Annotated in this window: 25 protein-coding genes; 12 read left to right on the forward strand and 13 right to left on the reverse strand. The window is 71.2% G+C overall.

Annotation, left to right across the window (positions count from 1 at the left end; genetic code table 11):
• Together FV226_RS17745 and FV226_RS17750 are read right to left on the reverse strand one after the other, a co-directional pair.
• Nucleotides 1-2,085, reverse strand: a 2,085-nt coding sequence (locus FV226_RS17745) for a PBP1A family penicillin-binding protein (RefSeq protein WP_147763928.1), incomplete at its 3' end; no start/stop codon positions are given.
• Between the two features lie 129 nt (nucleotides 2,086-2,214).
• On the reverse strand, nucleotides 2,215-2,850 hold the full coding sequence (locus FV226_RS17750) for an HdeD family acid-resistance protein (RefSeq protein ID WP_147763929.1): 636 nt from the start codon (nucleotides 2,848-2,850) through the stop codon (nucleotides 2,215-2,217).
• Between the two features lie 213 nt (nucleotides 2,851-3,063).
• Here FV226_RS17750 and FV226_RS17755 point away from each other — a divergent pair, with 213 nt between their 5' ends.
• The 3 genes from FV226_RS17755 to FV226_RS17765 all read left to right on the forward strand — a co-directional run bounded on the left by FV226_RS17755 (nucleotide 3,064) and on the right by FV226_RS17765 (nucleotide 7,836).
• Nucleotides 3,064-4,293 (forward strand): HlyD family secretion protein, encoded by a 1,230-nt coding sequence (locus FV226_RS17755; protein WP_147763930.1) that lies wholly within the window; start codon nucleotides 3,064-3,066, stop codon nucleotides 4,291-4,293.
• Nucleotides 4,290-5,951, forward strand: coding sequence for a DHA2 family efflux MFS transporter permease subunit (locus FV226_RS17760; protein WP_147763931.1), 1,662 nt, complete (start codon nucleotides 4,290-4,292; stop codon nucleotides 5,949-5,951). Before FV226_RS17755 ends, FV226_RS17760 begins: the two co-directional genes overlap by 4 nt.
• Nucleotides 5,952-6,093: 142 nt before the next feature.
• Nucleotides 6,094-7,836 (forward strand): PQQ-binding-like beta-propeller repeat protein, encoded by a 1,743-nt coding sequence (locus FV226_RS17765; protein ID WP_238272556.1) that lies wholly within the window; start codon nucleotides 6,094-6,096, stop codon nucleotides 7,834-7,836.
• Nucleotides 7,837-7,840: 4 nt separating this feature from the next.
• Here the strand turns inward: FV226_RS17765 and FV226_RS17770 are convergent, their stop codons facing one another.
• Nucleotides 7,841-8,101: a hypothetical protein gene (locus FV226_RS17770; RefSeq protein ID WP_147752253.1), complete on the reverse strand. Its 261-nt coding sequence runs from the start codon at nucleotides 8,099-8,101 to the stop codon at nucleotides 7,841-7,843.
• A gap of 220 nt (nucleotides 8,102-8,321) precedes the next feature.
• Between FV226_RS17770 and FV226_RS17775 the strand changes: the two genes are divergently transcribed.
• A complete protein-coding gene (locus FV226_RS17775; protein ID WP_238272557.1) occupies nucleotides 8,322-8,669 on the forward strand; it encodes an acyl-CoA thioesterase in 348 nt (115 codons plus the stop codon).
• A 7-nt stretch (nucleotides 8,670-8,676) separates the two neighbouring features.
• On the opposite strand, the gene FV226_RS17780 is transcribed toward FV226_RS17775, so the two are convergent.
• The 4 genes from FV226_RS17780 to FV226_RS28990 all read right to left on the reverse strand — a co-directional run bounded on the left by FV226_RS17780 (nucleotide 8,677) and on the right by FV226_RS28990 (nucleotide 13,832).
• Nucleotides 8,677-9,918: an O-antigen ligase gene (locus tag FV226_RS17780; protein WP_147763933.1), complete on the reverse strand. Its 1,242-nt coding sequence runs from the start codon at nucleotides 9,916-9,918 to the stop codon at nucleotides 8,677-8,679.
• Nucleotides 9,919-10,130: 212 nt separating this feature from the next.
• Nucleotides 10,131-11,036: an alpha/beta hydrolase gene (locus FV226_RS17785; protein WP_147752256.1), complete on the reverse strand. Its 906-nt coding sequence runs from the start codon at nucleotides 11,034-11,036 to the stop codon at nucleotides 10,131-10,133.
• 86 nt (nucleotides 11,037-11,122) lie between these two features.
• Entirely contained in the window at nucleotides 11,123-12,061 is a 939-nt protein-coding gene (locus FV226_RS17790; protein ID WP_238272558.1) for a lytic transglycosylase domain-containing protein, read from the reverse strand.
• Between the two features lie 421 nt (nucleotides 12,062-12,482).
• Nucleotides 12,483-13,832: a CoA transferase gene (locus FV226_RS28990; protein ID WP_147827936.1), complete on the reverse strand. Its 1,350-nt coding sequence runs from the start codon at nucleotides 13,830-13,832 to the stop codon at nucleotides 12,483-12,485.
• A 102-nt stretch (nucleotides 13,833-13,934) separates the two neighbouring features.
• Here FV226_RS28990 and FV226_RS17800 point away from each other — a divergent pair, with 102 nt between their 5' ends.
• Genes FV226_RS17800 through FV226_RS17810 form a run of 3 tightly spaced genes read left to right on the forward strand, consistent with a single transcriptional unit; the run spans nucleotide 13,935 to nucleotide 16,979 of the window.
• Nucleotides 13,935-15,557, forward strand: coding sequence for an ABC transporter ATP-binding protein (locus tag FV226_RS17800; RefSeq protein ID WP_147763936.1), 1,623 nt, complete (start codon nucleotides 13,935-13,937; stop codon nucleotides 15,555-15,557).
• A gap of 4 nt (nucleotides 15,558-15,561) precedes the next feature.
• Nucleotides 15,562-16,779: a phosphopentomutase gene (locus FV226_RS17805; protein ID WP_147763937.1), complete on the forward strand. Its 1,218-nt coding sequence runs from the start codon at nucleotides 15,562-15,564 to the stop codon at nucleotides 16,777-16,779.
• Between the two features lie 11 nt (nucleotides 16,780-16,790).
• Nucleotides 16,791-16,979 (forward strand): DUF1192 domain-containing protein, encoded by a 189-nt coding sequence (locus FV226_RS17810; protein ID WP_147763938.1) that lies wholly within the window; start codon nucleotides 16,791-16,793, stop codon nucleotides 16,977-16,979.
• A gap of 17 nt (nucleotides 16,980-16,996) precedes the next feature.
• Here the strand turns inward: FV226_RS17810 and FV226_RS17815 are convergent, their stop codons facing one another.
• The 4 genes from FV226_RS17815 to FV226_RS17830 all read right to left on the reverse strand — a co-directional run bounded on the left by FV226_RS17815 (nucleotide 16,997) and on the right by FV226_RS17830 (nucleotide 19,514).
• The gene (locus FV226_RS17815) at nucleotides 16,997-17,716 is read right to left on the reverse strand and encodes a cytochrome c biogenesis protein CcdA (protein ID WP_147763939.1); all 720 of its coding nucleotides are present in this window, start codon (nucleotides 17,714-17,716) and stop codon (nucleotides 16,997-16,999) included.
• Between the two features lie 16 nt (nucleotides 17,717-17,732).
• The gene (locus tag FV226_RS17820; RefSeq protein WP_147763940.1) at nucleotides 17,733-18,134 is read right to left on the reverse strand and encodes a thioredoxin family protein; all 402 of its coding nucleotides are present in this window, start codon (nucleotides 18,132-18,134) and stop codon (nucleotides 17,733-17,735) included.
• A gap of 59 nt (nucleotides 18,135-18,193) precedes the next feature.
• On the reverse strand, nucleotides 18,194-19,012 hold the full coding sequence (locus FV226_RS17825) for a quinoprotein dehydrogenase-associated SoxYZ-like carrier (protein ID WP_187273550.1): 819 nt from the start codon (nucleotides 19,010-19,012) through the stop codon (nucleotides 18,194-18,196).
• Nucleotides 19,013-19,214: 202 nt separating this feature from the next.
• Nucleotides 19,215-19,514, reverse strand: coding sequence for a hypothetical protein (locus FV226_RS17830; protein ID WP_147763941.1), 300 nt, complete (start codon nucleotides 19,512-19,514; stop codon nucleotides 19,215-19,217).
• A gap of 257 nt (nucleotides 19,515-19,771) precedes the next feature.
• Between FV226_RS17830 and FV226_RS17835 the strand changes: the two genes are divergently transcribed.
• The 5 genes from FV226_RS17835 to FV226_RS17855 all read left to right on the forward strand — a co-directional run bounded on the left by FV226_RS17835 (nucleotide 19,772) and on the right by FV226_RS17855 (nucleotide 23,210).
• Nucleotides 19,772-20,419: a TetR/AcrR family transcriptional regulator gene (locus FV226_RS17835; protein ID WP_147763942.1), complete on the forward strand. Its 648-nt coding sequence runs from the start codon at nucleotides 19,772-19,774 to the stop codon at nucleotides 20,417-20,419.
• 57 nt (nucleotides 20,420-20,476) lie between these two features.
• Nucleotides 20,477-20,947 (forward strand): DUF2852 domain-containing protein, encoded by a 471-nt coding sequence (locus FV226_RS17840; RefSeq protein ID WP_147763943.1) that lies wholly within the window; start codon nucleotides 20,477-20,479, stop codon nucleotides 20,945-20,947.
• A gap of 123 nt (nucleotides 20,948-21,070) precedes the next feature.
• Nucleotides 21,071-21,706: a uracil phosphoribosyltransferase gene (upp, locus tag FV226_RS17845; protein WP_147752267.1), complete on the forward strand. Its 636-nt coding sequence runs from the start codon at nucleotides 21,071-21,073 to the stop codon at nucleotides 21,704-21,706.
• A 68-nt stretch (nucleotides 21,707-21,774) separates the two neighbouring features.
• Complete coding sequence (locus tag FV226_RS17850) at nucleotides 21,775-22,782, forward strand: NAD(P)H-quinone oxidoreductase (protein WP_147763944.1); 1,008 nt, start codon at nucleotides 21,775-21,777, stop codon at nucleotides 22,780-22,782.
• 122 nt (nucleotides 22,783-22,904) lie between these two features.
• Nucleotides 22,905-23,210: a hypothetical protein gene (locus FV226_RS17855; RefSeq protein ID WP_147752269.1), complete on the forward strand. Its 306-nt coding sequence runs from the start codon at nucleotides 22,905-22,907 to the stop codon at nucleotides 23,208-23,210.
• A 25-nt stretch (nucleotides 23,211-23,235) separates the two neighbouring features.
• Here FV226_RS17855 and FV226_RS17860 read toward each other — a convergent pair whose 3' ends face one another.
• Nucleotides 23,236-24,117 carry a 3-hydroxybutyryl-CoA dehydrogenase gene (locus tag FV226_RS17860; RefSeq protein WP_147752270.1) on the reverse strand — a complete coding sequence of 294 codons (882 nt, stop codon included), beginning with the start codon at nucleotides 24,115-24,117 and terminating at the stop codon, nucleotides 23,236-23,238.
• Between the two features lie 224 nt (nucleotides 24,118-24,341).
• Nucleotides 24,342-25,295 carry an FAD-binding protein gene (locus FV226_RS17865; RefSeq protein WP_147763945.1) on the reverse strand — a complete coding sequence of 318 codons (954 nt, stop codon included), beginning with the start codon at nucleotides 25,293-25,295 and terminating at the stop codon, nucleotides 24,342-24,344.
• Nucleotides 25,296-25,343 lie beyond the last annotated feature (48 nt).

Below are 25,343 nucleotides of genomic sequence, written 5' to 3' on the forward strand. Positions count from 1 at the left end.
GGCCTTCGCCGCGGAGGGGCGCTTTCGGCCCTTCGCCATCTGGGCCGAGGCGCGCTGCACGAAGTCGCGGAAGATCGAGGCCGGGACGTCGCCGCCGCCGACGCGGTTCATCGACGAGTTGTCGTCGTTGCCGACCCAGACGCCGACGACCATGTCCGGCGTCATGCCGATGAACCAGGCGTCGCGATAGTCCTGCGTCGTCCCGGTCTTGCCGCCGACCGGCTGGCCGGACACGCGCGCGCCCTTGCCGGTGCCGCCGTCGACCACCGCCTGCAGCGAATCGAGCATCATCGTGCGGCTGTCGCCCGGCAGGCCGGCCGCGGGCTTGGCGTCCGGGTGGACGTAGAGCGGGGCCGCCGCGCCGCCGCGGATCGCGTGGATGTCGAAGCTCTCCACCGGCGTGCGGTTGGCGAGCACCCCGGCATAGGCGCGCGTCATCTCCAGCAGCGTCACCTCGGCCGAGCCGAGGGAGAGGCTCGGCACGTTCGGCAGCTCGGACTGGACGCCGAGCCCTTTGGCCGTCGCGATCACCGCCGGGATGCCGAGCTCGTCGCCGAGCTGGGCCGCCACCGTGTTGATCGACAGGGCGAAGGCGGTCCGCAGCGGCACCGCGCCGCGGAAGCGGTTGTTCGAATTCTGCGGCTCCCAGTCGCCGATCTGCACCGGGCGGTCCACCAGCACGGTCTCCGGCGTCAGGCCGTTCTCGTAGGCCGTGAGGTAGACGAACAGCTTGAACAGCGAGCCGGCCTGCCGCTTGGCCTGGGTCGCGCGGTTGAACTGGCTGTCCTCGTAGTCGCGCCCGCCCACCATCGCGAGGATCGCGCCGTCCTTGGACATCGCGACGAGGGCGCCCTGGCCGATCTTCTTCTTGCCGCCCTCGGCGTCGAGGCGCCGGGCGACGACGCCTTCGGCGAGGCTTTGGAGGTCGAGGTTCAGGGTCGAGCGCACGGTGAGGTCGCCGGGCGCGTCGGTGAGCTTCTTGGCGTCGGCCGCCAAGAGGTCGAGGAAATAGTTGCTGCCCGGCGGCGTCTCGGGGGGCGTGCGCAGGGTCACGGTCTTGGCGCGCGCCGCGTCGGCCGCTTCCGCGGTGATCGCGCCGGTCTCGACCATGGTCTGCAGCACCACGTCGGCGCGCTCCTTGGCGCCGCCGAAGTTGCGCGTCGGGGCGAGCTGCGAGGGCGCCCGCACCAAACCGGCGAGCATCGCCGATTCCGGCAGGGTCAGGGCCTTGGCGCCCTTGCCGAAGTAGCGCCGCGCCGCAGCGTCGATCCCGTAGGCGCCGGCGCCGAAATACGCGGTGTTGAGGTAGCCGAGCAGGATGTCGTCCTTGCTCATTTCAGATTCGACCCGCAGCGCCAGGAACGCCTCCTGGACCTTACGGCGCAGGGACTTCTCCTGGTTGAGCGAGGTGAGGCGGACATATTGCTGGGTGATCGTCGACCCGCCCTCGCGCACGCCGCCGCCGACGGCGTTGCGCCACGCCGCGCGCATCAGCCCGCGCAGGTCGATGCCCCAGTGGCTGTAAAAGCGCCGGTCCTCGATCGCGACGATCGCCTGGGCGAGGTGGGGCGGCAGGTCGGCCTTGGTGATCGGCTGCCCGCGGAACGCGCCGCGCGTGGCGAAGACCCGGCCGTCGTCGGCCTCGACGGTGAGCGCCCGCTGGCCCTGGTCGATCACCACGCCGCCGAGCGGCGGCAGAGTCAGGAAGGCGAACAGGACGTAGGCGGCCAGCGCCGCCAGCGGCAGGGCGACGACGAGCGCGGCCGCAATGAGGATGGGGCGCAGCGGCCTTCGACGAAACGCCAGAAGTGACCGGGCGGGCAGCGCCGCCTCCGCACTCTCGACCGGAGCGCCCGGATCGGCTGCCGCCGCCGCCCGGCGCCGCGCTGCGAGGCCGCCGACGAGCGAGCCGGTGGCGCGCGCCGCATCCCGACCCGTGCGGCCGGCACCCCGCGCCGCTCCCGCGGCGAGGATGCCGAGCTGGCGCGCCAGGACCTTGGCGGCGGCGGCCGCTTCCCGCGCCGCGGCGCCCGTGTCGGGCGGGGCAGCGTCGGGGGGGCGTCGATCCGGGTCGGGTGAGCTCATCGCGTTCCTGAACGGGTACAGATCTGTACCGGTGCACATGCGGAGCGACCGCCCCCGGGTTGCGCCGTTCTAGAACGATCGGGCCGGGCGAAGCTATGCCGTTCGCCGCCCGGCGGAATTGGCGATGGATCAGACCCCGTGGCGGAAGGGCATCGGCGAGCCGGCCGCCTCGTGGCGGTCGCGCAGGCGGACGCCGAGGATCACCAGCAGCACGCCGAAGGCGACCGCGTAGGCACCGAGCCACCACGTGAGCACCAGGGCCGACATGCCCGGCTCGACCAGCAGCACCCCACCGAACAGGATCGAGACCAGGCCGCCGAGGCCGAGCCACCAGCGGCCGAAATGCAGGTGGAGGCGGAAGGCCGCCGCGATCATCAGGGCGCCCGTCACGATCGCCCAGATCGCCACCAGCAGCACGAAGGCCCACACGGCGGCGCCGGGCACGAAGAAGGCCGCCACGCCGACGAGGATGTCGAGCAGACCTTCGATCAGCAGGAAGCCCCAGCGCTCGTGCGCCTGCGCCGCCCGCACGGACGCGATGATTGCGAAGATGCCGTCGGCGACCATGTAGGCCGTGAAGAACCACACCAGCGAGAGCACGAAGGCTGCCGGCGCCACGAAGGCGAGCACGCCGAACAGGATCGCGACCACGCCGCGCAGGGCGACGAGCCACCAGTTGCGCGCGAGCGTCCGGCTCATGGCATCGAGGCGCGCGATGCCGACGAGCGGAACGCCGGCCGGGTTGGTTCGGGTGAAGAGGGCCATCGTGTCGGCTCGCTGAGAATTCGGAATGTCGGTCCGGCGCAGAACGCCGCACCGCAAACGCGCGTTCCCACCGCGACGTCGGCACCGACGCGGTGGGCGCGCGCGAGGTCCGGAACTTTGCGGCCGCGCCGGCTTTTGAGTCCGCGAGGCGGGTGTTCGATCGCTCCGGCCACTCACGGGTGGCGGGACGCGCGTGGGCGGTTATCTTATCCGATGCTAGACGAACAGCGCCAGGCGACGGCCCTGGATCAGCCGACGCGCCCGCTCGAAGACCGCGCCGTGCCCGAGCGCCGCGACATCATCGACCTCAAGCCGCCGGAGGACGACGCCCCGGTCGACGACGAGGCGCAGGACAAAGCGAAGGCCGGCTCCGAACAGGAGGACGATTCGGACGACGAGGACGAAGAAAACCGCCCGGGCATCCTCAAGCGTCATCCGTGGTGGTTCGTCCTCGGCGGCATCGCGATCGTGCTGCTCGGGGTGGCCGGGTTCTTCTACTGGCAGATCTACTTGCATCCTTACGAATCCACCGACGACGCGTTCGTCGACGCGCGCCAATTCTCGGTCGCCCCGAAGGTGTCAGGCTACGTCGTCGCCGTCGCGGTGACCGACAACCAGCACGTCGAGACCGGGGCGACGCTGTTCCAGATCGACCGGCGCGACTACCAGGTCGCCCTGGAGCAGGCGCAGGCGCAGATCGCGTCGGCGAAGGCCTCGATCCAGAACGTCGACGCGCAGGTGGAAGCGCAGAAGGCGCAGGTCGAGGTCGCCAAGGCGCAGGTGACGCAGAACCAGGCGGCGCTCGACTTCGCGAAGGCGGACGCGGCCCGCTACAAGGATCTCGCGAGCCGCGGCGCCGGCACCGTCCAGCAATCGCAATCCTCGACCTCGACCCTCGAGCAGCGGCAGGCGTCTCTCACGAGTGCGAATGCCAGCGTCACGCAGGCGCAGAAGCAGATCGGCTCGCTTCAAGCGCAGCGGGCGTCGGCCGAGGCGAGCCTCGCCAACGCCGAGGCGCAGGCGGCGCAGGCCGTGCTCAACCTCGGCTACACGACGGTGACGGCGGCACAGCCGGGCCGTGTCGTCCAGCTCACCGGCGCGGTCGGGCAATACGCCCAAGCCGGCCAGTCGCTGGCGATGTTCGTGCCCGACGAGAAGTGGGTCGTCGCCAACTACAAGGAGACGCAGATCACCGACATGCGCCCCGGCCAGTCAGTGCGGATCGAGATCGACGCGTATCCGGACCGCAGGATCAGCGGCAAGGTCGCCTCGGTGCAGCCGGGCTCCGGCACCGCCTTCAGCCTCCTGCCGGCGCAGAACGCCACCGGCAACTACGTGAAGGTGGTGCAGCGCGTGCCGGTGAAGATCGTCGTCGACGAGTGGCCACAAGACGTGTCGATCGGCCCGGGCATGTCGATCGTGCCGACGGTGCGGGTGCGATGAGCGCCGACGCCGCCGCGGCGAACGGCGGTTCGCGCAAGGCGGGCGGTAAATCCGGTGGCGCCGCGAAGGCGAAGTCCGGCGGATTGCCGCGCACCGCGGGCGGCCACAGCCCCTGGTCGGTGGCGCTGGTCGTGGCGCTGGCCACCTTCATGGAGGTGCTCGACACCACCATCGCCAACGTCGCGCTCCGCTACATCTCCGGCGGCCTCGCGGTCGGGCCGGACGAGGCGGCGTGGGTGGTCACGAGCTACCTGGTCGCCAACGCGATCGCGCTCACCGCATCGAGCTTCCTGGCCAAGCGCTACGGCCGCAAGGCGTTCTTCATCGCCAGCGTCGCGCTGTTCACCGTCGCCTCCCTAGCCTGCGGCTTCGCCTGGGACCTGAACTCGCTCCTGCTCTTCCGCGTCATCCAGGGGCTCGGCGGCGGCGGGATGGCGCCGCTGGCGCAATCGATCCTGGCCGACTCGTTTCCCCCGGCGAAGCGCGGACAGGCGTTCGCGCTCTACGGGCTCGCCATCGTCGTCGCGCCGGTGGTGGGGCCGACGCTCGGCGGCTGGCTGTCCGACAACGTCTCCTGGCACTGGTGCTTCCTGATCAACGGACCCGTCGGCGTGATCGCGCTGGCGCTGATGTGGTGGCTGCTGGAGGATTCCGAATCCGCGGTGAAGGAGCGCAAGGCCCTTCGCAAGAAGGGCGTGCGCTTCGATCTCGTCGGCTTCCTCCTGGTTGCGACCTTCCTCGGTTCGCTGGAGGTCTGCCTCGACGAGGGCCAGCGCAAGGATTGGTTCGGCTCGCCGCTGATCCAGGTCTTCGCCGTCCTCGCCGTGATCTCGTTCGTCGCGATGATCCCGTGGCTCCTGACGGCGAAGAACCCGGCCGTGGACCTGCGGCTCTTGGGCAAGCGCCAGTTCGGCTCGTGCTTCCTCGTCATGCTCGCCACCGGCGCGATCCTGATCGCGACGACGCAGTTCATCCCGCAGATCACGCAGGATTATTACGGCTACACCGCCACGATCTCGGGCCTCGTGCTGGCGCCCGGCGGCCTCGTCACCGTGGCGATGATGCTGGTGATCGGGCAGGTCTCCGGCTACTTCCAACCGAAATGGCTGATCGCCACCGGCGCGGCCATCGTCGCGCTGGCGATGTACGACCTGACGCGGATCTACGGCGACTCGACGTTCTGGTTCTTCGCCTGGTCGCGGATCTACATCGGCATCGGCCTGCCGATGATCTTCATCTCGATCACCGCGGCGTCCTACGAAGGCATCGACAAGTCGCAGACCGACCAGGCTTCGGCCTTGATCAACGTCGCCCGCAACGTCGGCGGGTCGATGGGCGTGTCGCTGGCGCAGAACATCCTCGCCTACCGCAGCCAGTTTCATCAGAGCCGGCTGTCGGAGAGCGTCACGACCACGAGCCCGGCCTACCAGGAGACCATGCGGCAGGTGACGCAGTACTTCACGGTCCACGGCACCCCCGGCGTCGACGCGCAGGGACAGGCCACCGCCTGGATCGGGCAGCAACTCGCGACGCAGACCGCCTTCTTCGCCTACATCGACGTGTTCTGGGCGCTCTGCCTCGTCTCGGCCTCGGCCGTCCCGCTGGCGATGATCCTGAAGCGGGTCGAGCGCGGCGGCGAGGCGCCCGCCGGACACTGAGCCGCGTCGGCCACGATCGCCCGGTTCGACACCCTCCGGGACATGCCCTACCGGTTGCACCAACGAGCAGAAGCCTCGACCGGAAGTGTCGAGCTGGAGGAGCCCGAGCGTGCCGCGTTCATCGAAACTGACGTCCGCAGCCCTGGCGCTCCTGGCGCTCGCCCTGCCTGCGCGGGCGGCCGAACCTTCGGGCGAGTGGCCGATGTTCGGGCACGATCACACCAACCGGAATTTCTCCGCGCTGTCATCGATCGACCGGTCGAACGTCGCACGGCTCCGCCCGGCCTGGATGTTCCAGACCGGCATCACCGGCTACTTCCAGGCTCAGCCGGTGATGGTCGACGGCACGCTCTACCTCTCGACCACGCAGAACAACGTCGCCGCGCTCGATGCCAAGTCCGGCCGGGTGCTGTGGACCTACACGCACAAGGCGCGCACCGAGAAGATCTTCGGGCCGCCCTCGAACCGCGGCGTCGCGGTTTCCGGTGGCCTCGTGTTCCAGGCGACGATGGACGGGCGGGTGATCGCGCTCGACGCCAAGACCGGCAAGGTCGTGTGGGACCACGAGGCGGTGCGGCCGGAGGAGGGCGAGTCCGAGACCGCCTCGGGCCTCGCGCAGCAGCTCGGCGGCAAGCCGGTGCAGGGTTCGAGCCGGCTCGGCTTCAAGATGCCGCCGCTGGTGGCCGACGGGCTCGTCATCGTCGGCGTCAGCGGCGCCGGCTACGGGCTCCACGTCGAGGACGAGAAGGGCGGCCTCGACGGCGGCTCCGTGGTGGGCATCGAGGGCGGCTACGGCCGCCGCGGGTGGCTCGCCGCCTACGATGCCAAGACCGGCGCGGAGCGCTGGCGCTGGTACGTCACCAAGGCCGACGGCTGGGAGGGCGACTTCGTCGAGACCACCGCCGACGGCGTCCCGCTCCATCGCGACGTCGCCGCCGAGAAGGCCGCGGCGCCGGCCAACCGCGAGGCCTGGCGGGTCGGCGGCGGCTCGCTCTGGATGACCCCGGCCTTCGACCCGGAACTCGGCCTGATCTACCTCGGCACCGGCAACCCGGCGCCGCAGAACTTCGGCCTCTCGCGGCCGGGCGACAACCTCTACACGATGAGCCTCGTGGCGCTCGACGTGAAGACAGGAAGCCTGCGCTGGTACTACCAGCAGGTGCCGCACGACGAGTGGGGCTACGACGTGGCGAGCCCGCCCTTCCTGCTCGACCTGCCGGGCAAGGACGGCGCCGTGAAGGCGGTCGCCTCCGCGAGCAAGACCGGCTGGATCTACGTCCACGACCGCGCCACCGGCCGGCTGATCGAGCGCTCCGCGCCCCTCATCGCGCAGAAGAACCTGTTCGCGCCCCCGACCGCGGAGGGCACCGTCGTGGCGCCGGGGCCGCTCGGCGCCGTCTCATGGCCGCCCACCGCCTACGATGCGGGAAGCGGCCTCGCCTACGCCCAGGTCCGGCACGGGGCGACGACCTACACCGTCAAGACCGTGCCCGGCGGCCCCGGCCGGCCGGAGATCCGCTACACCGAGACCGGCGAGGCGAAGGGCGAACCGAGCTTCAGCACGCTCACGGCCGTCGACCTCGCCAAGGGCGGCGGCATCGCGTGGTCGGTGAAGTCTGCGAGCCGGCTCGCGGGCGGCACGCTGGCGACGGCCGGCGGGCTCGTCTTCTCCGGCGAGGAGGACGGGCATCTCGATGCGCACGATGTCGGTACCGGCGCGATCCTGTGGCGCTTCCAGTGCGGGGCCGGCATCAGCGGCCCGGCGATCACCTACAGCCTCGATGGGAAGCAGTACGTCGCCGTCGCCGCCGGCGGCTCGTCCTACACCAAGGCCTCCGGCTTCGGCACCGGCGATGCGCTGGTGGTGTTCGCGCTGCCCGATTAGGAGCTCAGCCCTTCGGCCGCGCCTGCAGGATCGCCGCGCGGACGAACGGACGCTTGAGCGCGATGCCGACGTCCTCGCGCTCCATGAAGACCCGCGCGCCCTGGTGGTTGCGCACCGCCTTCATCAGGTTCAGCCGGTAGCCCTGCCGGAACACGAAGATCGGCGGCAGCGGGTCGGCGAGGTAGGCGGCGACGGCTGCGTCGACCTCGTCCTCGGCGATGTGACGTGAGCTGCAGAGGTCGCCGACGGTCTGGAAATCGATCATGCCCGCAACATAGGACGTCGGGCGCCCCCTGTCGCCGCCTGCATCGCGCGAGCGTTTTGTCCCGATCGGGCCTGTGTCAGGCTCAAGCGACGCCGCGGCTTCCGATTCGCAGCGGGAGCTCGACCCGATGCCGGCCCACGACACCGCGAACGGCGCGCCGGCCCCATCGCCGACGCAGCAGCCCTCCGACCGCGGACCGCCGGTGATCCGCACGATCGCGATGCCGTCGGATACGAACCCGGCCGGGGACATCTTCGGCGGCTGGCTGATGGCGCAGATGGACCTCGCCGCCGGCAACGTCGCCGCCCGCCGGTCGCGCGGGCGCTGCGCCACGATCTCGGTCGAGGCGATGACCTTCCACCATCCGGTCTTCGTCGGCGACGAGGTCAGCCTCTACGCCTGGATCCTCGGGGTCGGCCGCACGTCGATCCGCATCCAGGTCGAGGTCTGGCGCCGCGAGCGCGAGAGCGAGGCAACGATGCGGGTGACGCAGGCGCTGTTCACCTTCGTCGCGATCGATTCCGAGCGGAAGCCGAGGCCGGTGCCGCCGGAGCCGGGCGTGGCCTGAGGCCCGGTCAGGCGGCCGGGCGGTAGGCGGTGCGCAGGCGCAGGCCGAACACCGCCATCATGAACATGCAGCAGGTGGCGTTGTTGCCGTTGTACAGCACGGTCTCGAAGGACGCCGAGACGAGGCCGAGGAACCACAGGCGGACGAACAGCAGCGTCGTCGGGTCGAGGTCGCGCCCGCCCGCCGTCGCCTGCAGGTCGCGCAGCGGCATCAGCATGAAGGCGACGAGCGTGAAGGCGAGGCCGGGGAACCCCATCGTCAGCGCGGTGTCGAGGTAGGCGTTGTGCGCGTGGTTGGCGGTGTTGACCCAGGTCAGCTGCTCCGACCCGGCGTACATCGTCCGCTCCGTCATCCAGAACGCGCCGTAGCCCCAGCCTCGGAACGGCCGGATGAAGATGTTGTCGATCGCGAATTCCCAGATCTCGTTGCGCCCGGTGAAGGTCGCGTCGGTCATCAACGCACCGAGCTTCTCCTGGATCGCCGGCACCACGACGGAGCCGATCGACACGACGGAGAAGGCGACGACGGGGCCGAGCAGCAGCGACGTCCGGGCGAGGTTTCCGCGAAACACCCGGCATAGGGCGGTGACGGCGAGGATCACCGGCGTCACCAGCAGGGCGGTCTTCGAGCCGGACGCCACCAGGAACCCGACCGCGAGCAGGACGATGGCCCAGCCGAGGAACCGGCTCGCGGTCGCCCGCACGTAGAGGCCGCAGATGATCAGGATCACCATCGCCGCCCCCGCCTCGTTCTTGTGCGGGAAGATGCCCCGCCACAGCCCGGGATGGCTCGGATCGGAGTTCAGGTCGAAGGACGAGTGAATCGCGAGGTCGGGCACGAGCGCCACGGCGAGGTAGGACGCGACGAGGATGACGAGGGCGCTGCCGGCGAGCGTCATCGCGAACTGGCGCGGGGAGCGCGCGACGATCAGCACGCCGGCCGACAGCATCAGGGCGATCGCCATGAGCACGGCGCGTCGGATCGACAGCGACGGCTCGATCGACAGCAGCACGGTGGTCCCGAGCCAGCCTGCGCAGAGCAGCAGCGGCCAGGTCGCCAGCGGTCGCAGCCGCGCCGGCCCGAGCCGCCAGAGGGCCGCCGCCATCGCCGCCCCCAGGCCGAGGAAGATCACCTGCGTGAGCCCGCTGCCGTCCTCGGAGGCCGCGAGCGTCGAGCGGTTGGCGAGATCGTGGAACCAGAGGTGGTTCCACAGCACGACCAGCACCGTCCCATTCAGGAGCACGCGCATCCAGTCCGGAAGGTCGCCCGCGGCTGGAACCGCGGAAGACTCGACCCGTCCGATCCGCGTTGCGATCCCTGGAGCAGAAGACAAGCGAGCATTCCGTCCGAGCGTTTCGTCGGTTGACCAAGCCAGCGTAGCCCGGAACCGGCCCGGCGGTCACCGAGAACCAGCCCGAACCACCGCGCGACTTCGCGATAACCTTGACGCGCGGTCGCCGCTCAGCGCCGCCCGATCGTCATGGACTGCCGGCTCGCCGCCTGGGTCTTGAGGAAGGCGGCCATCTCCGCGAGCTCCGGGGCCTTCGAGCGGAAGGTCACCGAGAGCGCGAGCAGCGTGTCGGCGTGGTCGAGGCCCGGATAGACGCGCTCCTGCACCGGCACGCGGGCGTCGCGCAGCTTCGCGGCGAGGCTCTGCGTGTTGCGTGGGCGCACGAGGGTGTCGTCGGCGCCGGTGGCGAGGAAGGCCGGCGGCGCGCTCGGCCCGACGAAGGCCACCGGCTGGGTCGCGCGCGGATCGGGCGCCTGGCCGAACACCTTGCGGGTGGTGTCCTGGTCGAAGGGCAGGAAATCGTAGGGGCCGGACAGGCCCGCGACCGCGCGGATCACCTTCGGGTCGACGCCGGCCGCCTTGAGGTAGCGCGTGTCGAGGCCGAGCATCAGGGCGTTGTAGGCGCCGGCCGAATGCCCGGCCAGCACGATCCGGCGCGGGTCGCCGCCATAGGCCGCGATGTTGTCGCGCACCCAGGCGATGGCCGCGGCGCCGTCCTCGAGGAAGCCGGGGAAGGGCGCCTCCGGGTAGAGCCGGTAGTCCGGCAGCACGGTGACGAAGCCCTGGGCGGCCAGCGCTTGGCCTACGAAGGCGTAATCCGCCTTCGAGCCGCTCTGCCAGGATCCGCCGTAGAAGAACACCAGCACCGGCGCGTTCTCGGGGGCGTTGACCGGGACGTAGACGTCGAGCCTCCGGCGCGGGCCCTCGCCGAAGGGCTCGTCGCGCAGCACCTGCCGTCCGCCGGCATCGCGCGGGCCGATCGCGTCGAACAGGGCGAGGGGGGAGCAGGCGGCGATGCCGATCGCCGCGAGCGCGAGGCATGCCAGGCTGGCGAGAGCCGTGAAGATTCGTGTCATTCGATGTCCGATTGGGCCGCGAACGCCAGATGGCGCGCGGCTCGGGGCGGATTCATGACCGGATCGCGCCGAACTTCGTTCGTGCGTCAGGTGCGCAGCACGATGCAGGCGCCGCCGACGCTGCGGATGCGGCCGCACAGGCCGTCGGCCGCCTGCCGGCTCTCGGCCGGGATGCGGATGCGGTAGAACGCGCGGGTGCCGCGGTTGCGCAGGCGCGTACCGATGATCATCGGGCGGACCTCGCCGATCACCTTGGCGTAGGTGGCGCGCGCGCGGGAGAAGGTCGCCAGCGCCAGGGACTTCGAGAAGTTGCCGGCGAGCTGGATGCCCCACGGGGCGGCCGGCCCCTCGTTGGCACCGATGGCGAAGCGATCGCCGCGCGACGGGATGCGCAGGCTCGCCGTGACCTGGAGGCAGGTCTGCGGCTCGGGCGCAGGATCGGCCTTCGCGGCCTCCCGCGCCTTGGTCTCCGCGGGCTTGGTTTCCGCAAGTTTGGCCGCGCCGCCCGTGGTCTCGCCGCCTTCCGGCGGCCCCATCTCGATCCGCGCGGCGCCCCCGCGCCAATCCTCGGGGGGAGCGCCGGTGATCGCGAGCACGTAGGCGCGGGTCTCGGTGGGCAGGCCGCCGCTGCCGGCGAGCCAGTTCGTCACCCGCCCCGGGCCGCCGTTGTAGGCGGCCGCCGCCAGGCCGAGGTTGCCGAATTGCCGCTTCAGGTCGGCGAGCAGGTGGGCGGCGTGCGGGATCGCCTGCTCGGGGTCGAACGGGTCGACGAGCCCGCGCTCGCGGGCCGTGCCGGGCATGAACTGGGCGACGCCTTGCGCGCCGACCGGGCTGACCACGCCGACGCGGAACGCGCTCTCGCGCCAGATCAGCCGCGTCAGGAACGGCACCGGCAGGTCTCGCGCCCGCGCCGCCCCCTCGATCAGCCGGCACAACGCCTGCTCGACGGTCTCGGTCGCCCCGTCGGAGGGGAGGGCGTGCGCGGGCGTGGCCAGGAGGAGGACGGCGAGTGCGGAAAGCGCCAGCGCCTTCCTTGTCCCATCTGTAGGTGAGGCGAGCGGGCTCACAAGCCTCGCACACCCAGTCGTCACACCCTCTCCGTCATCCCGTGTCTGCGCAGCAGAGCCCGGGATCCAGAGCCGCCGACAGCGCAGAACCGAGCACGACCTGCGGTTCTGGATCCTGGGCTCGCCTTCGGCGCCCCGGGATGACGGGGAGGGGACGATCGGGGACGATCGCACTCGGCTCCGATGAGACGGGGGAATGCGCGATTCTGCAGAGGGAGGCGGGACGGGGCGCGAACGCGTATCTTTCGGTGACGACGTGGACGCTCGAGCGGAAACCGTCATGCCTCGCGATCGAGCCCTTTGGCGGCGGTCGGCGTGCGACCGCCCCGTGTCACCCGCTCCGATCTAGCATCCCGCGACCGGCGATCAATCCACGCGGTCACACCCAGGCGGGGCGATCCGTGCCGAGGCGCCGCGCCGGGAGCGGCCAGGCCATCGGCGCGCCGTCGATCGCCAGGGGCGGCCGCAAGCGATGCGCCGGCCCCCACGCCGTCGCCTCGACGGCGGCGGAGAAATCGCCGTCGGATTCCGGTGCGAGTTCCCCTGCCGACGCCGTCGGCTCGGTGTCGAGGAGCAGCTGCGCCGTGCGGGCCAGGGACAACCGCGCGCCGCCCGCGACCCCGTCCTGCAGGCGCCGCGCGACGAGGCGGATCGCGGCCGCCGCGAGGAGGTAGCCGGTGGCGTGGTCGAGGGCCTGGACCGGGAGCGGCACCGGCCGGTCGGCCCCGCGCCAGGCCTGGCCGGCCTCGGCGATGCCGCAGCTCATCTGCACGAGGCTGTCGAAGCCGCGTCGGCCGGCCCAGGGGCCGGTCCAGCCGTAGGCGTCGAGGCGCACGTCGATCAGGCCGGGCGCCAGGGCGCGGCGCGCGACCGCGCCGTAGCCGAGGCGGTCGAGGGCTTCGGGCCGGTAGCCGTGCAGGAGGAGGTCGGCGCCGGCGAGCATCGCCTCGAACACCGCGCGGTCGGCGCCCCGGCGCAGGTCGAGCCGGGCGCATCGCTTGCCGAGCGTCACGTCCGGCTCGATGGCCGGCTCGTTCCAGTCCGGCGGGTCGACGCGCAGCACCTCGGCGCCGTAGCCGGCGAGGAATCGCGTGGCGACGGGGCCGGCGAGCACCCGCGTCAGGTCGAGCACCCGCAGGCCGGCGAGCGGCCGATCGGGCCTCGGCCTCCAGGCGGTGGAGGCGGGCGCCGCGGGATCGAAGCCGACGAGGGGTTCTTCGGCCACCGCCGCCCCCTGCGGATGCGCCGCCCAGGCTGCGATCGAGCGCATCTCCGCCGCGCAGCCGCCCTCCGCGACGATCGCCGCCTCCAGCGCCGCCTTGTCCCAGCCGGCGACGGCGAGCGCCATGCCGTCGCGGTCGGATTGCGCGCCGAGCACGCGCTCGGCCGCCGCGCGGTGGTGCGGAGCGTTGGTGTGGAGCCGGATCCAGCCATCGCGGGTGCAATAGTCGCCCGCCACCGGGTCCCACGGGGCCGGCAGCGCCCACCCGATCGGGCGGAGCGAGGTGCGGAACCACAGGGAGGCGAGGCGCCGATCGACGGTGACGCCGGGCGCGGTGCCGACGAGGTCGGCGATGGCCAGCCCCGCCGCGGCGATGGAGCCGGCCGCCAGATCGGTCACCGGAAAGGCCGAGGGCAGGGCGCCGGTCCCCGCGAAGGCGAGGGCCACCCGGTCCGAGGGGCCGCCCAACGCATCCTGGATCGTCGCCGCGAAACGCTCCGCCGACACGCCGCCCCCTCGTTCAACCCGAGTTCGGTTCGCACGCGTGGTTCGCCGTCGGGCCGCCGCCGCGCTATACAGACGGGACATGTCCCGGAACGAACGCGATTGATGCCCGAGCCGCTGCTCTCCGTCGAGGATCTCTCGGTGGCCTTCCGCTCGCGCGAGGGCGAGAGCCGGGCCGTCGACGGCGTGTCCTTCACGATCCTGCCGGGCGAGACCGTGGCGCTCGTCGGTGAATCCGGCTCGGGCAAGTCGGTGACCGCGCTCTCGATCCTGCGGCTGCTGGACGGGGCCGCCCACCATCCGGGCGGGCGGATCGTATTCAAGGGCCGCGACCTGCTGGCGCTGCCCGAGCGCGAAATGCGCAAGGTGCGCGGCGCCGACATCACCATGGTGTTCCAGGAGCCGATGACCTCCCTGAACCCGCTCCACAGCATCGAGCGGCAGATCGGCGAGGTGCTGGGGCTCCACCGCGGCCTCTCGGGCAAGGCCGCGCGCGCGCGCATCCTCGAATTGCTGGAACTCGTGGGCCTGCGCGACGCGGCGCGGCGCATGGGCGCCTACCCGCACGAGCTTTCCGGCGGCCAGCGCCAGCGGGTGATGATCGCGATGGCGCTCGCCTGCGAGCCGGACCTGCTCGTCGCCGACGAGCCGACCACCGCCCTCGACGTGACCGTGCAGGCGCAGATCCTCTCGCTGCTGGCCGACCTGCAGAAGCGGCTCGGCATGGCGATGCTGTTCATCACCCACGACCTCGGCATCGTCGAGCGCATCGCCGCGCGGGTCTGCGTGATGCTCAAAGGCCGGATCGTCGAGGCCGGGCCGGTCGCCGAAGTGTTCTCGAACCCGCAGCACGACTACACCCGCCGCCTCATCGCCTCCGAGCCGGAGGGGCGCGGCAACCCGGTGGCGGCGGACGCCGAGGCCCTGGTCGAGGCCGGCCCGCTGAAGGTCTGGTTTCCCCTGAAGGAAGGCTGGCTCCGGCGCAAAGCCGGCTACGTCAAGGCCGTCGACGGCGTCTCACTGCGGGTCCGCGCCGGCGAGACCGTGGGCGTGGTCGGCGAATCCGGCTCGGGCAAGACGACGCTCGGCCTCGCGCTGCTGCGGCTCACCGCGTGCGAGGGGCCGATCGTCTTCCTCGGCCAGGACATCGAGCGCTACGGCGTCGCGGCGATGCGGCCGCTGCGCAAGGACATGCAGGTGGTCTTCCAGGACCCCTACGGCTCGCTCTCGCCGCGGATGTCCGTGGCCGACATCGTCGCCGAGGGTTTGGTGGTGCAGGACGTGCCGAAGCGCGAGCACCGTGCCATCGTCGCGCGGGCGCTCACCGATGTCGGGCTCGATCCGGCGGCGATGGACCGCTACCCGCACGAGTTCTCCGGCGGCCAGCGCCAGCGCATCGCCATCGCCCGCGCGATGGTGTTGGAGCCGCGCTTCGTCGTGCTCGACGAGCCGACCTCGGCGCTGGACCGCTCGGTGCAGGCGCAGATCGTGACGCTGCTGCGCGACCTGCAGCGGGCGCGCGGCCTCGCCTACCTGTTCATCAGCCACGACCTGAAGGTGGTGCGCGCGCTCGCGAACTACGTCCTGGTCATGCAGAACGGCGTGGTGGTGGAGGAGGGCCCAGCCGAGGAGATCTTCTCCCGGCCCAGGACCGACTACACCCGCACCCTGTTCTCGGCGGCCTTCGCGCTGAAGAGCGACAGCGTCGCCGACGTCGAGCCGGTCTAGGGCGATGGCGCGGGCGCTGCTCATCGTGCTCGATTCCGTCGGAATCGGCGGTGCGCCGGATGCCGAGCGCTACGGCGATGCGGGCTCCGACACGGTCGGCCACATCGCCGAGGCCTGCGCCGCGGGGCGCGCCGACCGCGCCGGCCTGCGGAGCGGCCCGTTGCGCCTGCCGCATCTGGCCGGCCTCGGGCTCGGGCTCGCCTGCGAGGGCGCGTCGGGACGGATGCCGCCGGGGCTCGCGCCGCCAGCGGAAATCCTCGGCGCCTGGGGCCATGCGGTGGAGACCGCCGCCGGCAAGGACACGCCCTCGGGCCATTGGGAGATCGCCGGCCTCGCGATGCGCGAGCCGTGGGGGTACTTCCCCGACACGCGGCCGGCCTTCCCAGCGGCCTTGATCCGGGACCTGATCCGCCTCGGCGACCTGCCCGGCATCCTCGGCGACAGCCACGCCTCCGGCATCGCGATCATCGACGCGCTCGGCGCCGAGCACCTCCGGACCGGCAAGCCGATCTGCTACACCTCCGCAGACAGCGTCTTCCAGATCGCGGCCCATGAGGAGGCCTTCGGCCTCGAGCGCCTCTACGCGCTGTGCCGGACCGCGCGCCAGTTGTGCGACGCCTACCGCGTCGGCCGCGTGATCGCGCGACCGTTCACCGGCACGGGAGAAGCCGGCTTCCGCCGCACGAGCAACCGCCGAGACTTCTCCGTCGCCCCGCCCGGCGACACCCTGCTCGACCGGCTCGCGACTGCGGGCCGCGACGTGGTCAGCGTCGGCAAGATCGGCGACATCTTCGCGCATCGCGCCACCGGCCGCGAGGTCAAGCCCGGCGGTAACGGCGCCTGTCTCGACGCCGCGATCGACGCGCTCGGACGCCTTCGCGACGGCGGGTTCGTCTTCGCCAACCTCGTCGACTTCGACAGCGAGCACGGCCACCGTCGCGATGTGCCGGGCTACGCCGCCGAGCTCGAAGCGTTCGACGCCCGCATCCCCGATATCCGCGCGGCGCTGCGCCCGGGCGACCTCTGCCTCGTCACCGCCGACCACGGCAACGACCCGACCTGGCACGGCACCGAGCACACCCGTGAGCAGGTGCCGGTCCTGGCCTTCGGATCGGACATCGCGCCGCGGGCGCTGGGACGCCGGGCGTCGTTCGCCGACATCGGCGCCGCGGTCGCCCTCCATCTCGGCCTACCGCCGGTTGCCGGAACGCCTCTCCTGTGAGGACCTTCTCGATGCGCGACGACGACGAGCAGGTGAAGCGCCCGGTCCACCACGAGGTCGGCCAGCCGCTCGACACCCTGTCGGTGGACGAGATCGATCACCGGATCGCGCTGCTGAACGCCGAGATCCGGCGGCTCGAAGCCGCGCGGACGGCGAAGCAGGACGCGCTCGGCGCGGCGGACGCGTTCTTCAAGCGCTGACGCGCAAGCCGGCCGCGTCAGTAGCGGGTCGTCAGCGCGTTCAGCCAATCCGGCGCGGCGTCGACCAGCACCGCCTCGATCCGCTTGTCGGCGCCGAGCACGATGACGAGGCCGGTGACGACGAGGATCGCGCCCAACGCCGCCTTCATCCCCTTGCCGACCCGCATCAGCCGGTCGCGCCAGCCGACCAGCACGGATCGCGACAGGGCGCCGAGGACCAGGAGCGGCAGGGCCGCGCCGAGGCCGAACACCAGCATCGTCAGCCCGACCGTCCAGAGGTCGCGGCCCTGCGCGGCGAGGATCGAGGCGGCACCGAGCGTCGGGCCGACGCAGGGGCTCCAGACCGCGCCGAGCAGCAGCCCGACGCCGAACTGGCCCCAAAGGCCGGTGGTGGAGAAGCCGCCGAAGCGGGTCTCGGTCCAGTTCGCCACCGGGCCGGCGGCCACCGCGAGGCGCGTCTGCGCCATCGGGACCAGCAATACGAGTCCGACGAGGATCAACAGGATCGCGGCGACGCGGCGGAACACGTCGCCGTCGAGCCCGAGGCCGAAGCCGATCGTCGCGACGAACAGGCCGATCGCCACGAACGACAGCGCCAGCCCACCCGCCAGCGCCGCCGGGCCGAAGCGGTGCTCGGAGGCCGCCGCGCCGAGCACCAGCGGCAGCAGGGGCAGGACGCAGGGCGAGAGCGTCGAGAGCAGGCCGGCGAGGAGCGCGAGGCCGAGGCTGACGATCATCGAACCCCCGAGCCGATCAAAGCGTCTTCTCGACCAGCCCCTCGATCCATTCGGGCTGGGTCTCGCCGACCGAGCGCCCGGTCTCGACGCTGCCCTTGTAGGCGATCAGCGTGCTTTGGGTGCGGACGTCGAGCTTGCGAAGCAGGTCCTTCTGGCTGTCGAAGTCGATGTCGAAGATCTGCAGATCCTTGAAGCGCGGGTCGGTGCTGAGCTTGGCCAGGATCGGCTTCTGCGTCTTGCAGATCGGGCACCAGGGCGCGCTCACCTCGACGAGGATCGGCTTGCCGGCCTTTTGCGCGGCGTCGAACGCCTCCTGGGAGTAGGGCTTCATCTCGCCGGCCTGCGCCGTGGCGACGGTCAGAGCTTCGAGGGCCAAGGGCGCGAGGGCGAGGAGCGCCAGGAGCGTACGGCGGATCATGGCTGGTGTTTCCCGATGGCGAAGGCCTGGCCGTGGGCGGCCAAGCAGATCCGTGATGATCAGTTGCTGGCGGCGGGCACCGGGAAGGTGTGGTCGAACGTGCCGCCCTGGCTATCCGTGGCCGCCACCTTGACCGGCGCGGCGCCTTCGGGCCGCATCTCGAAGCCGATCACCGGGTTCGACGAGATCGAGATGTCGCCCTCCATCGTGAAGACGTTCCGCGCGCCCTGGCTGACGCTGATCCGGTCGAGGTAGCGCGCCGGCGTATACTCGCGCGAGACCTGGTTCATCTGCATGCCGGAGAAGTTCGGGTGGCGGATCATCAGCGTCGCCTGCACCACCTTGTCGGCGGCGGGGTCGGCGAACTTCATACGCATGTCGCCCATGCCCTTCAGCGCGTCCGCTTCGGTCATGCCCATGGGAGCCGAGCAGCCGCCGGACGCCTTGACGAAGATCTCCGACGCCACGAGGCGCCCGTCCCGGGTCTCGGCCACCGCGTGGACGTTGGAGTAGGTGTTCACCCGCACGCGCATCTTGAGCTGCGCCGGGTCGCCCGCGGGCCCGAAGTCGACGTGGGCGGCGAGCGGCGCCGGGTTGTCGTCGATGATCAGGTACAGGCCCTTCACCTGGTCCTTGTCGGCGACGGTGAGCGTCACCGGAACCAGGGCGGCGTCTTCGGCGCGCACCGGCATGTCGATCGCCACCAGCTTGCCCGCCTCGACTTTGCGGTCGCCGAACACCTGCTGCTGCAGCTCCTTCCAGCGGGCCGCGCGCTCGGCCTCGCCGTCGCCGGCGGCCGCGAGCGCCGCGCCAGACGACGCGAAGGCGGGCAGGAGGATCGCGGCGGCGAAGAGGGAGTCTCGGATCGGGCGGCGCATGGCGTTCTCCTCGGGGTCTTGTTCGTTGCAGCGGTGCTCTTGGTGACACCGTCCTATCCAATACGTCATAGGGCCGCGCGCGCGCTGCGTCTGTGATCGCGGTCACAATCGTGGGGTGCGGCTGGTCAAGTTATAGTGCGCAGCGGGTCGGCGCGGCGCGGATCGCCCGGTCGCGAGCGAGGCCGAGGCAGCGCTAGGGATGTCACGGCGCGGCTTCCCGCAGCGCCCGCTCGTCCGCGGCGAGCTGCAGCAGCTCCGCCGCGCCGACCGCCTCCATCGGCGCGCGGATGCGGATGGCCCGCGTCGCCTCGCCGGCCCGCATCACCAGCACGACGGTCTCGATGTCGGGGCAGCCGGGGTCTGCGCAGGCGATCTCGTTGACGGTGATCGCGTCGCCTTCGCCGAGGCTCAGCGCCACCGTGCAGGCGGCTTTCACGCGCTTGGCGAGCTGCACCTGCTCGGCGGAGCGGGCGCGCCACGCCTTCAGGCTGACGAAGGCCATGCTCTCGAATCCCCGGATCTTTTCCTGCGGTCGCGTGGCGGCGCGGGCGCCTTCCTTTTTGCGGCGCAGGCGATGAAACACTGTTGCATCACCCGTGTCCACCAAGCCTCAGCCGGCGACGGATCGTCTACCGGTAGACCGAACGCTGTCGGGCCGCGCCCATTTTCTGGTAAGCTCGCGCCTGCGCCGAAACAAACGCGACGTTCGCTCGTAAACGTCGCGCGCCCGTGTCCGGGGCTGCAGGTGAGGAGTACCCGGTGCGACCCTGGCGCGACGGACCCGCTGATCGACGCGGCTACCACCACGGCAACCTGAAAGAGGCGCTGATCGAGGCGGCGCGCAGGTTCATCGCCGAGCGCGGCATCGGCGGCTTCACCCTGGTCGACGCGGCGCGCCTCGTCGGCGTCACCCCGGCCGCGCTCTACCGGCATTTCCGTGGGCGCGAGGCGCTGCTCGAGGAACTCGCCGGCCGCGGCTTCGCCGAGCTCGCCGAACGGCTGGCGCGCGCGCTCACCGCCCGCGGCACCTCTTTGGAGCGATTCACGCGGATGGGCGAAGCCTACCTCGCCTTCGCCGAAGAGGAGCCCGGCTACTACGCGGCGATCTTCGAGACCCGCGGCGTCAACGTGCCGAACGAAGCCGGCCCGCGTCCGAGCCCGTTCGACCTGCTGGTGGAAGCGCTGCAATCGACCTTTCCGGACGGGTTCGGCGGGGTCGCCCCGCGCTTCATCGCGCTGGAGGTCTGGGCGCTGTCGCACGGGCTCGCGACCCTCGCCGCCGCCGGCCACCTGCCGAAGGGGCCGGGCATTCCCGACACCTACGAATTGCTGCGCGCCGGCGTCCTCGCCCTCGTCCACGGTGCCGCCGCCGGAAAGCCATCGGCCGGCGCCGGGCCCGCCCCTTGAAAGCGATCTGACGCACCCGCATGTTAACGCTGTTCACATGAACAGCGGAGCCTTACCGTGAGCACATCCTCTTCCTCTCCCTGGACGGGCGGCAAGGTCAGCCGTTGCGGTCCGTTCCCGCGCCGCTCGATCGAGATCGGCGCCATCGTCGTCAGCTTCATCTACTGGTGGCCCGTCGGCCTCGCCCTCGTGGCGTGGAAGGTCGCCGGCTATCCGGCGCTCGGGGAGCTGCGCGACTACGCCAAGCGCGGCGCCGCGGGCTGGGAGGGCGGCACCGCCAGGGCTTCGCGCTTCGCCCGTTCGTTCGACGCATCCAACCGCCGCGGCGCCACCGGCAACTGGGCCTTCGAGGAGTACCGCAAGGCCGAGCTCGACCGGCTCGACGCCCAGCGCCGCGCCCTGCAGGAGGAGAGCCGCGCCTTCGCCGAGTTCGTCGAGGAGCTGAAGCGGGCCAAGGACCGCGACCAGTTCGACGCCTTCATGGCCAAGCGCCGGGCCGACGGCGAGGGCAAGACCTTCAACGCCTGAGGCGTCGCCGGGTTGGTGGATCGAGGGCCTTCCGCGCGAGCGGGAGGCCCTTTTTCGTCGTCCTCGCGTTGCGCCGGCGCGCGCCCTTCGGCAAAGCGGAGGCGGGTGCGACGGGAGGACACGATGAGCCAGGCAACGGTCACGGTGGTCGAACACCCCCTCGTCCAGCACAAGCTCACGCTGCTGCGCGACAAGAACCGCTCGACGCAGGGCTTCCGCAACCTGCTCAACGAGATCGGGATGCTGCTCGCCTACGAGGTGACGCGCGACCTGCCGCTGGAACCGGTTACGATCGAGACGCCGATCCAGGTGATGGAGGGGCGGCAGATCCAGGGCAAGAAGCTGGTGCTCGCCCCGATCCTGCGGGCCGGCGTCGGCTTCCTCGACGGCATGCTGTCGCTGCTGCCCTCGGCCCGCGTCGCCCATGTCGGGCTTTATCGCGACCCGGAGACGCTGGAGGCGATCGAGTACTACTTCAAGGCGCCCTCGGACCTCGCCGACCGCACGGTGCTGGTGCTCGACCCGATGCTGGCGACCGCGAACTCCGCCATCGCCGCACTGACGCGCCTGAAGGCGCGCGGCGCGCAGGACCTGCGCTTCGTCTGCCTGCTCGCCGCCCCCGAGGGCGTCGCCCGGCTCCAGGCCGCCCATCCCGACGTGCCGATCTGGACGGCAGCGATCGACAGCCACCTCAACGACCACAGCTACATCGTGCCGGGCTTGGGCGACGCCGGCGACCGGATGTACGGCACGCGCTGAAGCCGGCGGGCTTGCCAACGGGGCGCATGGCGGCAACTAGGGGCGAGCCCCTTGGAGGAGACCGCCCGATGACGACGCTGCCCGAGACCATGCGCCAGGTCTGCTTCAACGGCTTCGGCGGCCCCGAGGTGATCGGCACCGAGACGGTGCCGCTGCCGAAGGCCGGTCCGGGTCAGGTGCTGATCGAGGTGGTGTCGGCCGGCGTCAACCGTCCCGACGTGATGCAGCGCGGCGGCAAGTATCCGCCGCCGAAGGGCGCCACCGCCGTGCCGGGCCTGGAAGTCGCCGGCCGCATCGCCGCCCTCGGCGAGGGCGTGTCCGGGCTGTCGCTCGGCGACGAGGTCTGCGCCTTGGTGATCAGCGGCGGCTACGCCGAGTTCGCCGTCGCCGAGGCCGGCCATTGCCTGCCGAAGCCCAAGGCGCTGTCGCTCGTCGATGCCGGCGGCATCCCGGAGACGTTCTTCACGGTCTATTCCAACGTCGTGCAGCGCGGCCGGCTCACATCCGGCGAGACCTTCCTGGTCCACGGCGGATCGAGCGGCATCGGCTCGACCGCGATCCAGATCGCCAAGCACATGGGCGCACGCGTGTTCGCCACCGCCGGCTCGGCCGAGAAGTGCGCCTTCTGCGAAAAGCTCGGTGCGGACGCAGCGATCAACTACCGCGAGGCGGACTTCGCCGAGGAGATCCAGCGCCTCACCGACGGCAAGGGCGTCGACGTGATCCTCGACATGATCGGCGCGAGCTACCTCGCCAAGAACCTCGCCTCGCTCGCGATCGAGGGGCGCCTCGTGCTCATCGCGCTGATGGGCGGCAACAAGGCCGAGACCCTCAACATCACGCCGATCATGATCAAGCGGCTGACCTTCACCGGCGCGACGCTTCGGCCGCGGCCGAGCGCCGAGAAGGCGGGCATCGCCGACGGTCTGCGCCGCGACGTGTGGCCGGAGCTCGATGCCGGCCGCATCCGCCCGGTGATCCACGCGACCTTCCCGTTCGAGGAGGCGCAGAAGGCCCACGAGCTGATGGAATCGAGCGCCCACCTCGGCAAGATCCTGCTCGTCACCGGCCGCTGAGGGCGGTCGGCGGCGGCCATCTCAGGAACCCCCGGCAAAGGCCCCGCGTTTGCCGGGTCGAGAACGCGTGCCGGCCTTCGGCGCGCGGCGGCGCCCTTACGGCGTTTCGGTGAGGTGTGAGAATGGTCGAGCAGGTTCCCAATCAGAACGCACGCCAGGGCGAGCGCGGCAAGTCGATGCTCTGGGTGCTGGTCGGCAGCCTCGTGCTGCTCGCCGTGGCCACGATCGGCCTGCTGACCTGGAACGGCGCCAACGCGCCGAAGGACTACGCCAGCCAGAGCCAGGACGCGTCGCGCAAGGAGGTCACCGGGTCGGTGACGGGCTCGAACAACGCGCCGTCCTCGAGCAACACGAGCGGCGTGCCGGCCGGCAACCCGACCTACCCGCAGCCGGCCCAGCCGAGCGCGAACGGCAACCAGCCGAAGTAGGCGCTGTGCGCAGCCCGGCCCGCGCTCAGCGGGTCGGGACCGGCGTTTCGCCGCGATAATCGTAGAAGCCGCGCTTGACCTTGCGGCCGAGCCAGCCGGCCTCGACGTACTTCACCAGGAGCGGGCAGGGCCGGTACTTCGAATCCGCCAGCCCCTCGTAGAGCACCTGCATCACGGAGAGGCAGGTATCGAGGCCGATGAAGTCGGCGAGCTGCAGCGGGCCCATCGGGTGGTTCGCGCCGAGGCGCATGGCGGTGTCGATCGACTCCACCGACCCCACGCCCTCGTAGAGCGTGTAGATCGCCTCGTTGATCATCGGCAGCAGGATGCGGTTGACGATGAAGGCCGGGAAGTCCTCCGACATCGTCGAGGTCTTGCCGAGCTTGGCGATGAAGGCCTTGGCCGACTCGTAGGTCGGGTCCTCCGTCGCGATGCCGCGGATCAGCTCGACGAGCTGCATCACCGGCACCGGGTTCATGAAGTGGATGCCGATGAAGCGCTCAGGCCGGTCGGTCGAGGCGGCGAGCCGCGTGATCGAGATCGACGAGGTGTTGGTCGCGATCAGCGCATCCGGGCGCAGCGACGGGCACAGGGTCGAGAAGATCTGGCGCTTGGTCGCCTCGTGCTCGGTGGCGGCCTCGATGACGAGGTCGCAGGGGCCGAGGTCGTCGTAGCTGCGCGCGGCGACGATGCGCTCGCGCACCTCGCGGCGGTGGCTCTCGTCGATCGTGCCCTTCGAGACCTGGCGGGCGAGGGTGCCGTCGATGTTGGCGAGCCCCGCGTTGAGCCGATCGGGATCGCGGTCGTTCAGCAGAACGTCGAGGCCGGCCGCAGCGCAGACGTGGGCGATGCCGCTTCCCATCTGCCCGGCACCGATGATGCCGACCCGCTTGATATCGATGCCCATCTGTCGATCCATGCCCCCGACGCCCACAACCGGAGCGGCTGCCGAGCTTTCCTGCGCTGCACGGTCCCCGATCCACCGCGAAAGCAGCACGGACTGCGCAGCAGATCTTTTAGCGCCTTCACCGGCCCCGGTGGAACCCGTCGCGCTACTTAAGACGCGACAGGTTCGACGGGACGCCCCGATCCGTCATCGCACGGATCGGGACAGAGAACTGAAGCCTCGCCTCAGTTGCCTTTTGCCTTGCCGATCTCGGCCTGCAACTCCGGCACGATCTGGAACAGGTCGCCGACGAGGCCGTAATCCGCCACCTGGAAGATCGGGGCGTCCTCGTCCTTGTTGATCGCGACGATGACCTTCGAGTCCTTCATGCCGGCCAGGTGCTGAATCGCGCCGGAGATGCCGACCGCGACGTAGAGGTCGGGCGCCACCACCTTGCCGGTCTGGCCGACCTGCCAGTCGTTCGGGGCGTAGCCGGCGTCGACGGCCGCGCGCGAGGCGCCGACGGCGGCGCCGAGCGTGTCGGCCAGCGGCTCGATCAGCTCCTTGAACTTGTCGGCCGAGCCGAGCGAGCGCCCGCCGGAGACGATGCTCTTGGCGGCGGCCAGCTCCGGCCGGTCGGACTTGGCGATCTCCTCGCTCTTGAAGGTCGAGCCGCCGGCGGCGGGCGCCGCCGCCGTGACCGCCTCGACCGGAGCCGCGGCGCCGCCCACACCGGTCGCCTTGAAGGCGGCGGTGCGGACGGTGATCACCTTCTTGCCGGCGCCGGCCTGGACCGTCTGGATCGCGTTGCCGGCGTAGATCGGGCGCTCGAACGTGTCGGGCGAGATCACCTTCATGATGTCGGAGATTTGCGCCACGTCGAGGAGGGCGGCCACGCGCGGCAGGATGTTCTTGCCGGTGGTGGTCGCCGAGCACACGATCGCGTCGTAGGGCTCGGCGATGGCGACGATCAGGGCGGCGACCGGCTCGGCTATGTCGTGGTCGTAGGCCGCGTCGTCGGCGAGCAGCACCTTGTCGACGCCGTCGAGCTTGGCGGCCGCGTCGGCGGCGCCCTTGCTGCCGGCGCCGACGACGAGGGCGTGGATGGGGGCGCCGAGTTCCTTGGCGGCGGTGAGCGCCTTCAGGGTGCCGTCCTTGATCTCGGACTGGCCGTGCTCGACGAGGAGGAGGGTGGTCATCGGTTCAAACCTCTGATCTCGGATGGGGCGCGCGCTCGACCGGGAGCG

Source organism: Methylobacterium sp. WL12 (assembly GCF_008039475.1).
Taxonomy (GTDB): Bacteria; Pseudomonadota; Alphaproteobacteria; order Rhizobiales; family Beijerinckiaceae; genus Methylobacterium; species Methylobacterium cerastii.

Bases quoted from the DNA above. Each gene is read 5' to 3' on its own strand.
- FV226_RS17750 (WP_147763929.1), bottom strand. From the start codon at position 2,850: ATGGCCCTCTTCACCCGAACCAACCCGGCCGGCGTTCCGCTCGTCGGC.
- FV226_RS17755 (WP_147763930.1), top strand. From the start codon at position 3,064: ATGCTAGACGAACAGCGCCAGGCGACGGCCCTGGATCAGCCGACGCGC.
- FV226_RS17760 (WP_147763931.1), top strand. From the start codon at position 4,290: ATGAGCGCCGACGCCGCCGCGGCGAACGGCGGTTCGCGCAAGGCGGGC.
- FV226_RS17770 (WP_147752253.1), bottom strand. From the start codon at position 8,101: ATGATCGATTTCCAGACCGTCGGCGACCTCTGCAGCTCACGTCACATC.
- FV226_RS17775 (WP_238272557.1), top strand. From the start codon at position 8,322: ATGCCGTCGGATACGAACCCGGCCGGGGACATCTTCGGCGGCTGGCTG.
- FV226_RS17780 (WP_147763933.1), bottom strand. From the start codon at position 9,918: ATGCGCGTGCTCCTGAATGGGACGGTGCTGGTCGTGCTGTGGAACCAC.
- FV226_RS17785 (WP_147752256.1), bottom strand. From the start codon at position 11,036: ATGACACGAATCTTCACGGCTCTCGCCAGCCTGGCATGCCTCGCGCTC.
- FV226_RS17800 (WP_147763936.1), top strand. From the start codon at position 13,935: ATGCCCGAGCCGCTGCTCTCCGTCGAGGATCTCTCGGTGGCCTTCCGC.
- FV226_RS17805 (WP_147763937.1), top strand. From the start codon at position 15,562: ATGGCGCGGGCGCTGCTCATCGTGCTCGATTCCGTCGGAATCGGCGGT.
- FV226_RS17810 (WP_147763938.1), top strand. From the start codon at position 16,791: ATGCGCGACGACGACGAGCAGGTGAAGCGCCCGGTCCACCACGAGGTC.
- FV226_RS17815 (WP_147763939.1), bottom strand. From the start codon at position 17,716: ATGATCGTCAGCCTCGGCCTCGCGCTCCTCGCCGGCCTGCTCTCGACG.
- FV226_RS17820 (WP_147763940.1), bottom strand. From the start codon at position 18,134: ATGATCCGCCGTACGCTCCTGGCGCTCCTCGCCCTCGCGCCCTTGGCC.
- FV226_RS17825 (WP_187273550.1), bottom strand. From the start codon at position 19,012: ATGCGCCGCCCGATCCGAGACTCCCTCTTCGCCGCCGCGATCCTCCTG.
- FV226_RS17830 (WP_147763941.1), bottom strand. From the start codon at position 19,514: ATGGCCTTCGTCAGCCTGAAGGCGTGGCGCGCCCGCTCCGCCGAGCAG.
- upp (WP_147752267.1), top strand. From the start codon at position 21,071: ATGAGCCAGGCAACGGTCACGGTGGTCGAACACCCCCTCGTCCAGCAC.
- FV226_RS17850 (WP_147763944.1), top strand. From the start codon at position 21,775: ATGACGACGCTGCCCGAGACCATGCGCCAGGTCTGCTTCAACGGCTTC.
- FV226_RS17855 (WP_147752269.1), top strand. From the start codon at position 22,905: ATGGTCGAGCAGGTTCCCAATCAGAACGCACGCCAGGGCGAGCGCGGC.
- FV226_RS17860 (WP_147752270.1), bottom strand. From the start codon at position 24,117: ATGGGCATCGATATCAAGCGGGTCGGCATCATCGGTGCCGGGCAGATG.
- FV226_RS17865 (WP_147763945.1), bottom strand. From the start codon at position 25,295: ATGACCACCCTCCTCCTCGTCGAGCACGGCCAGTCCGAGATCAAGGAC.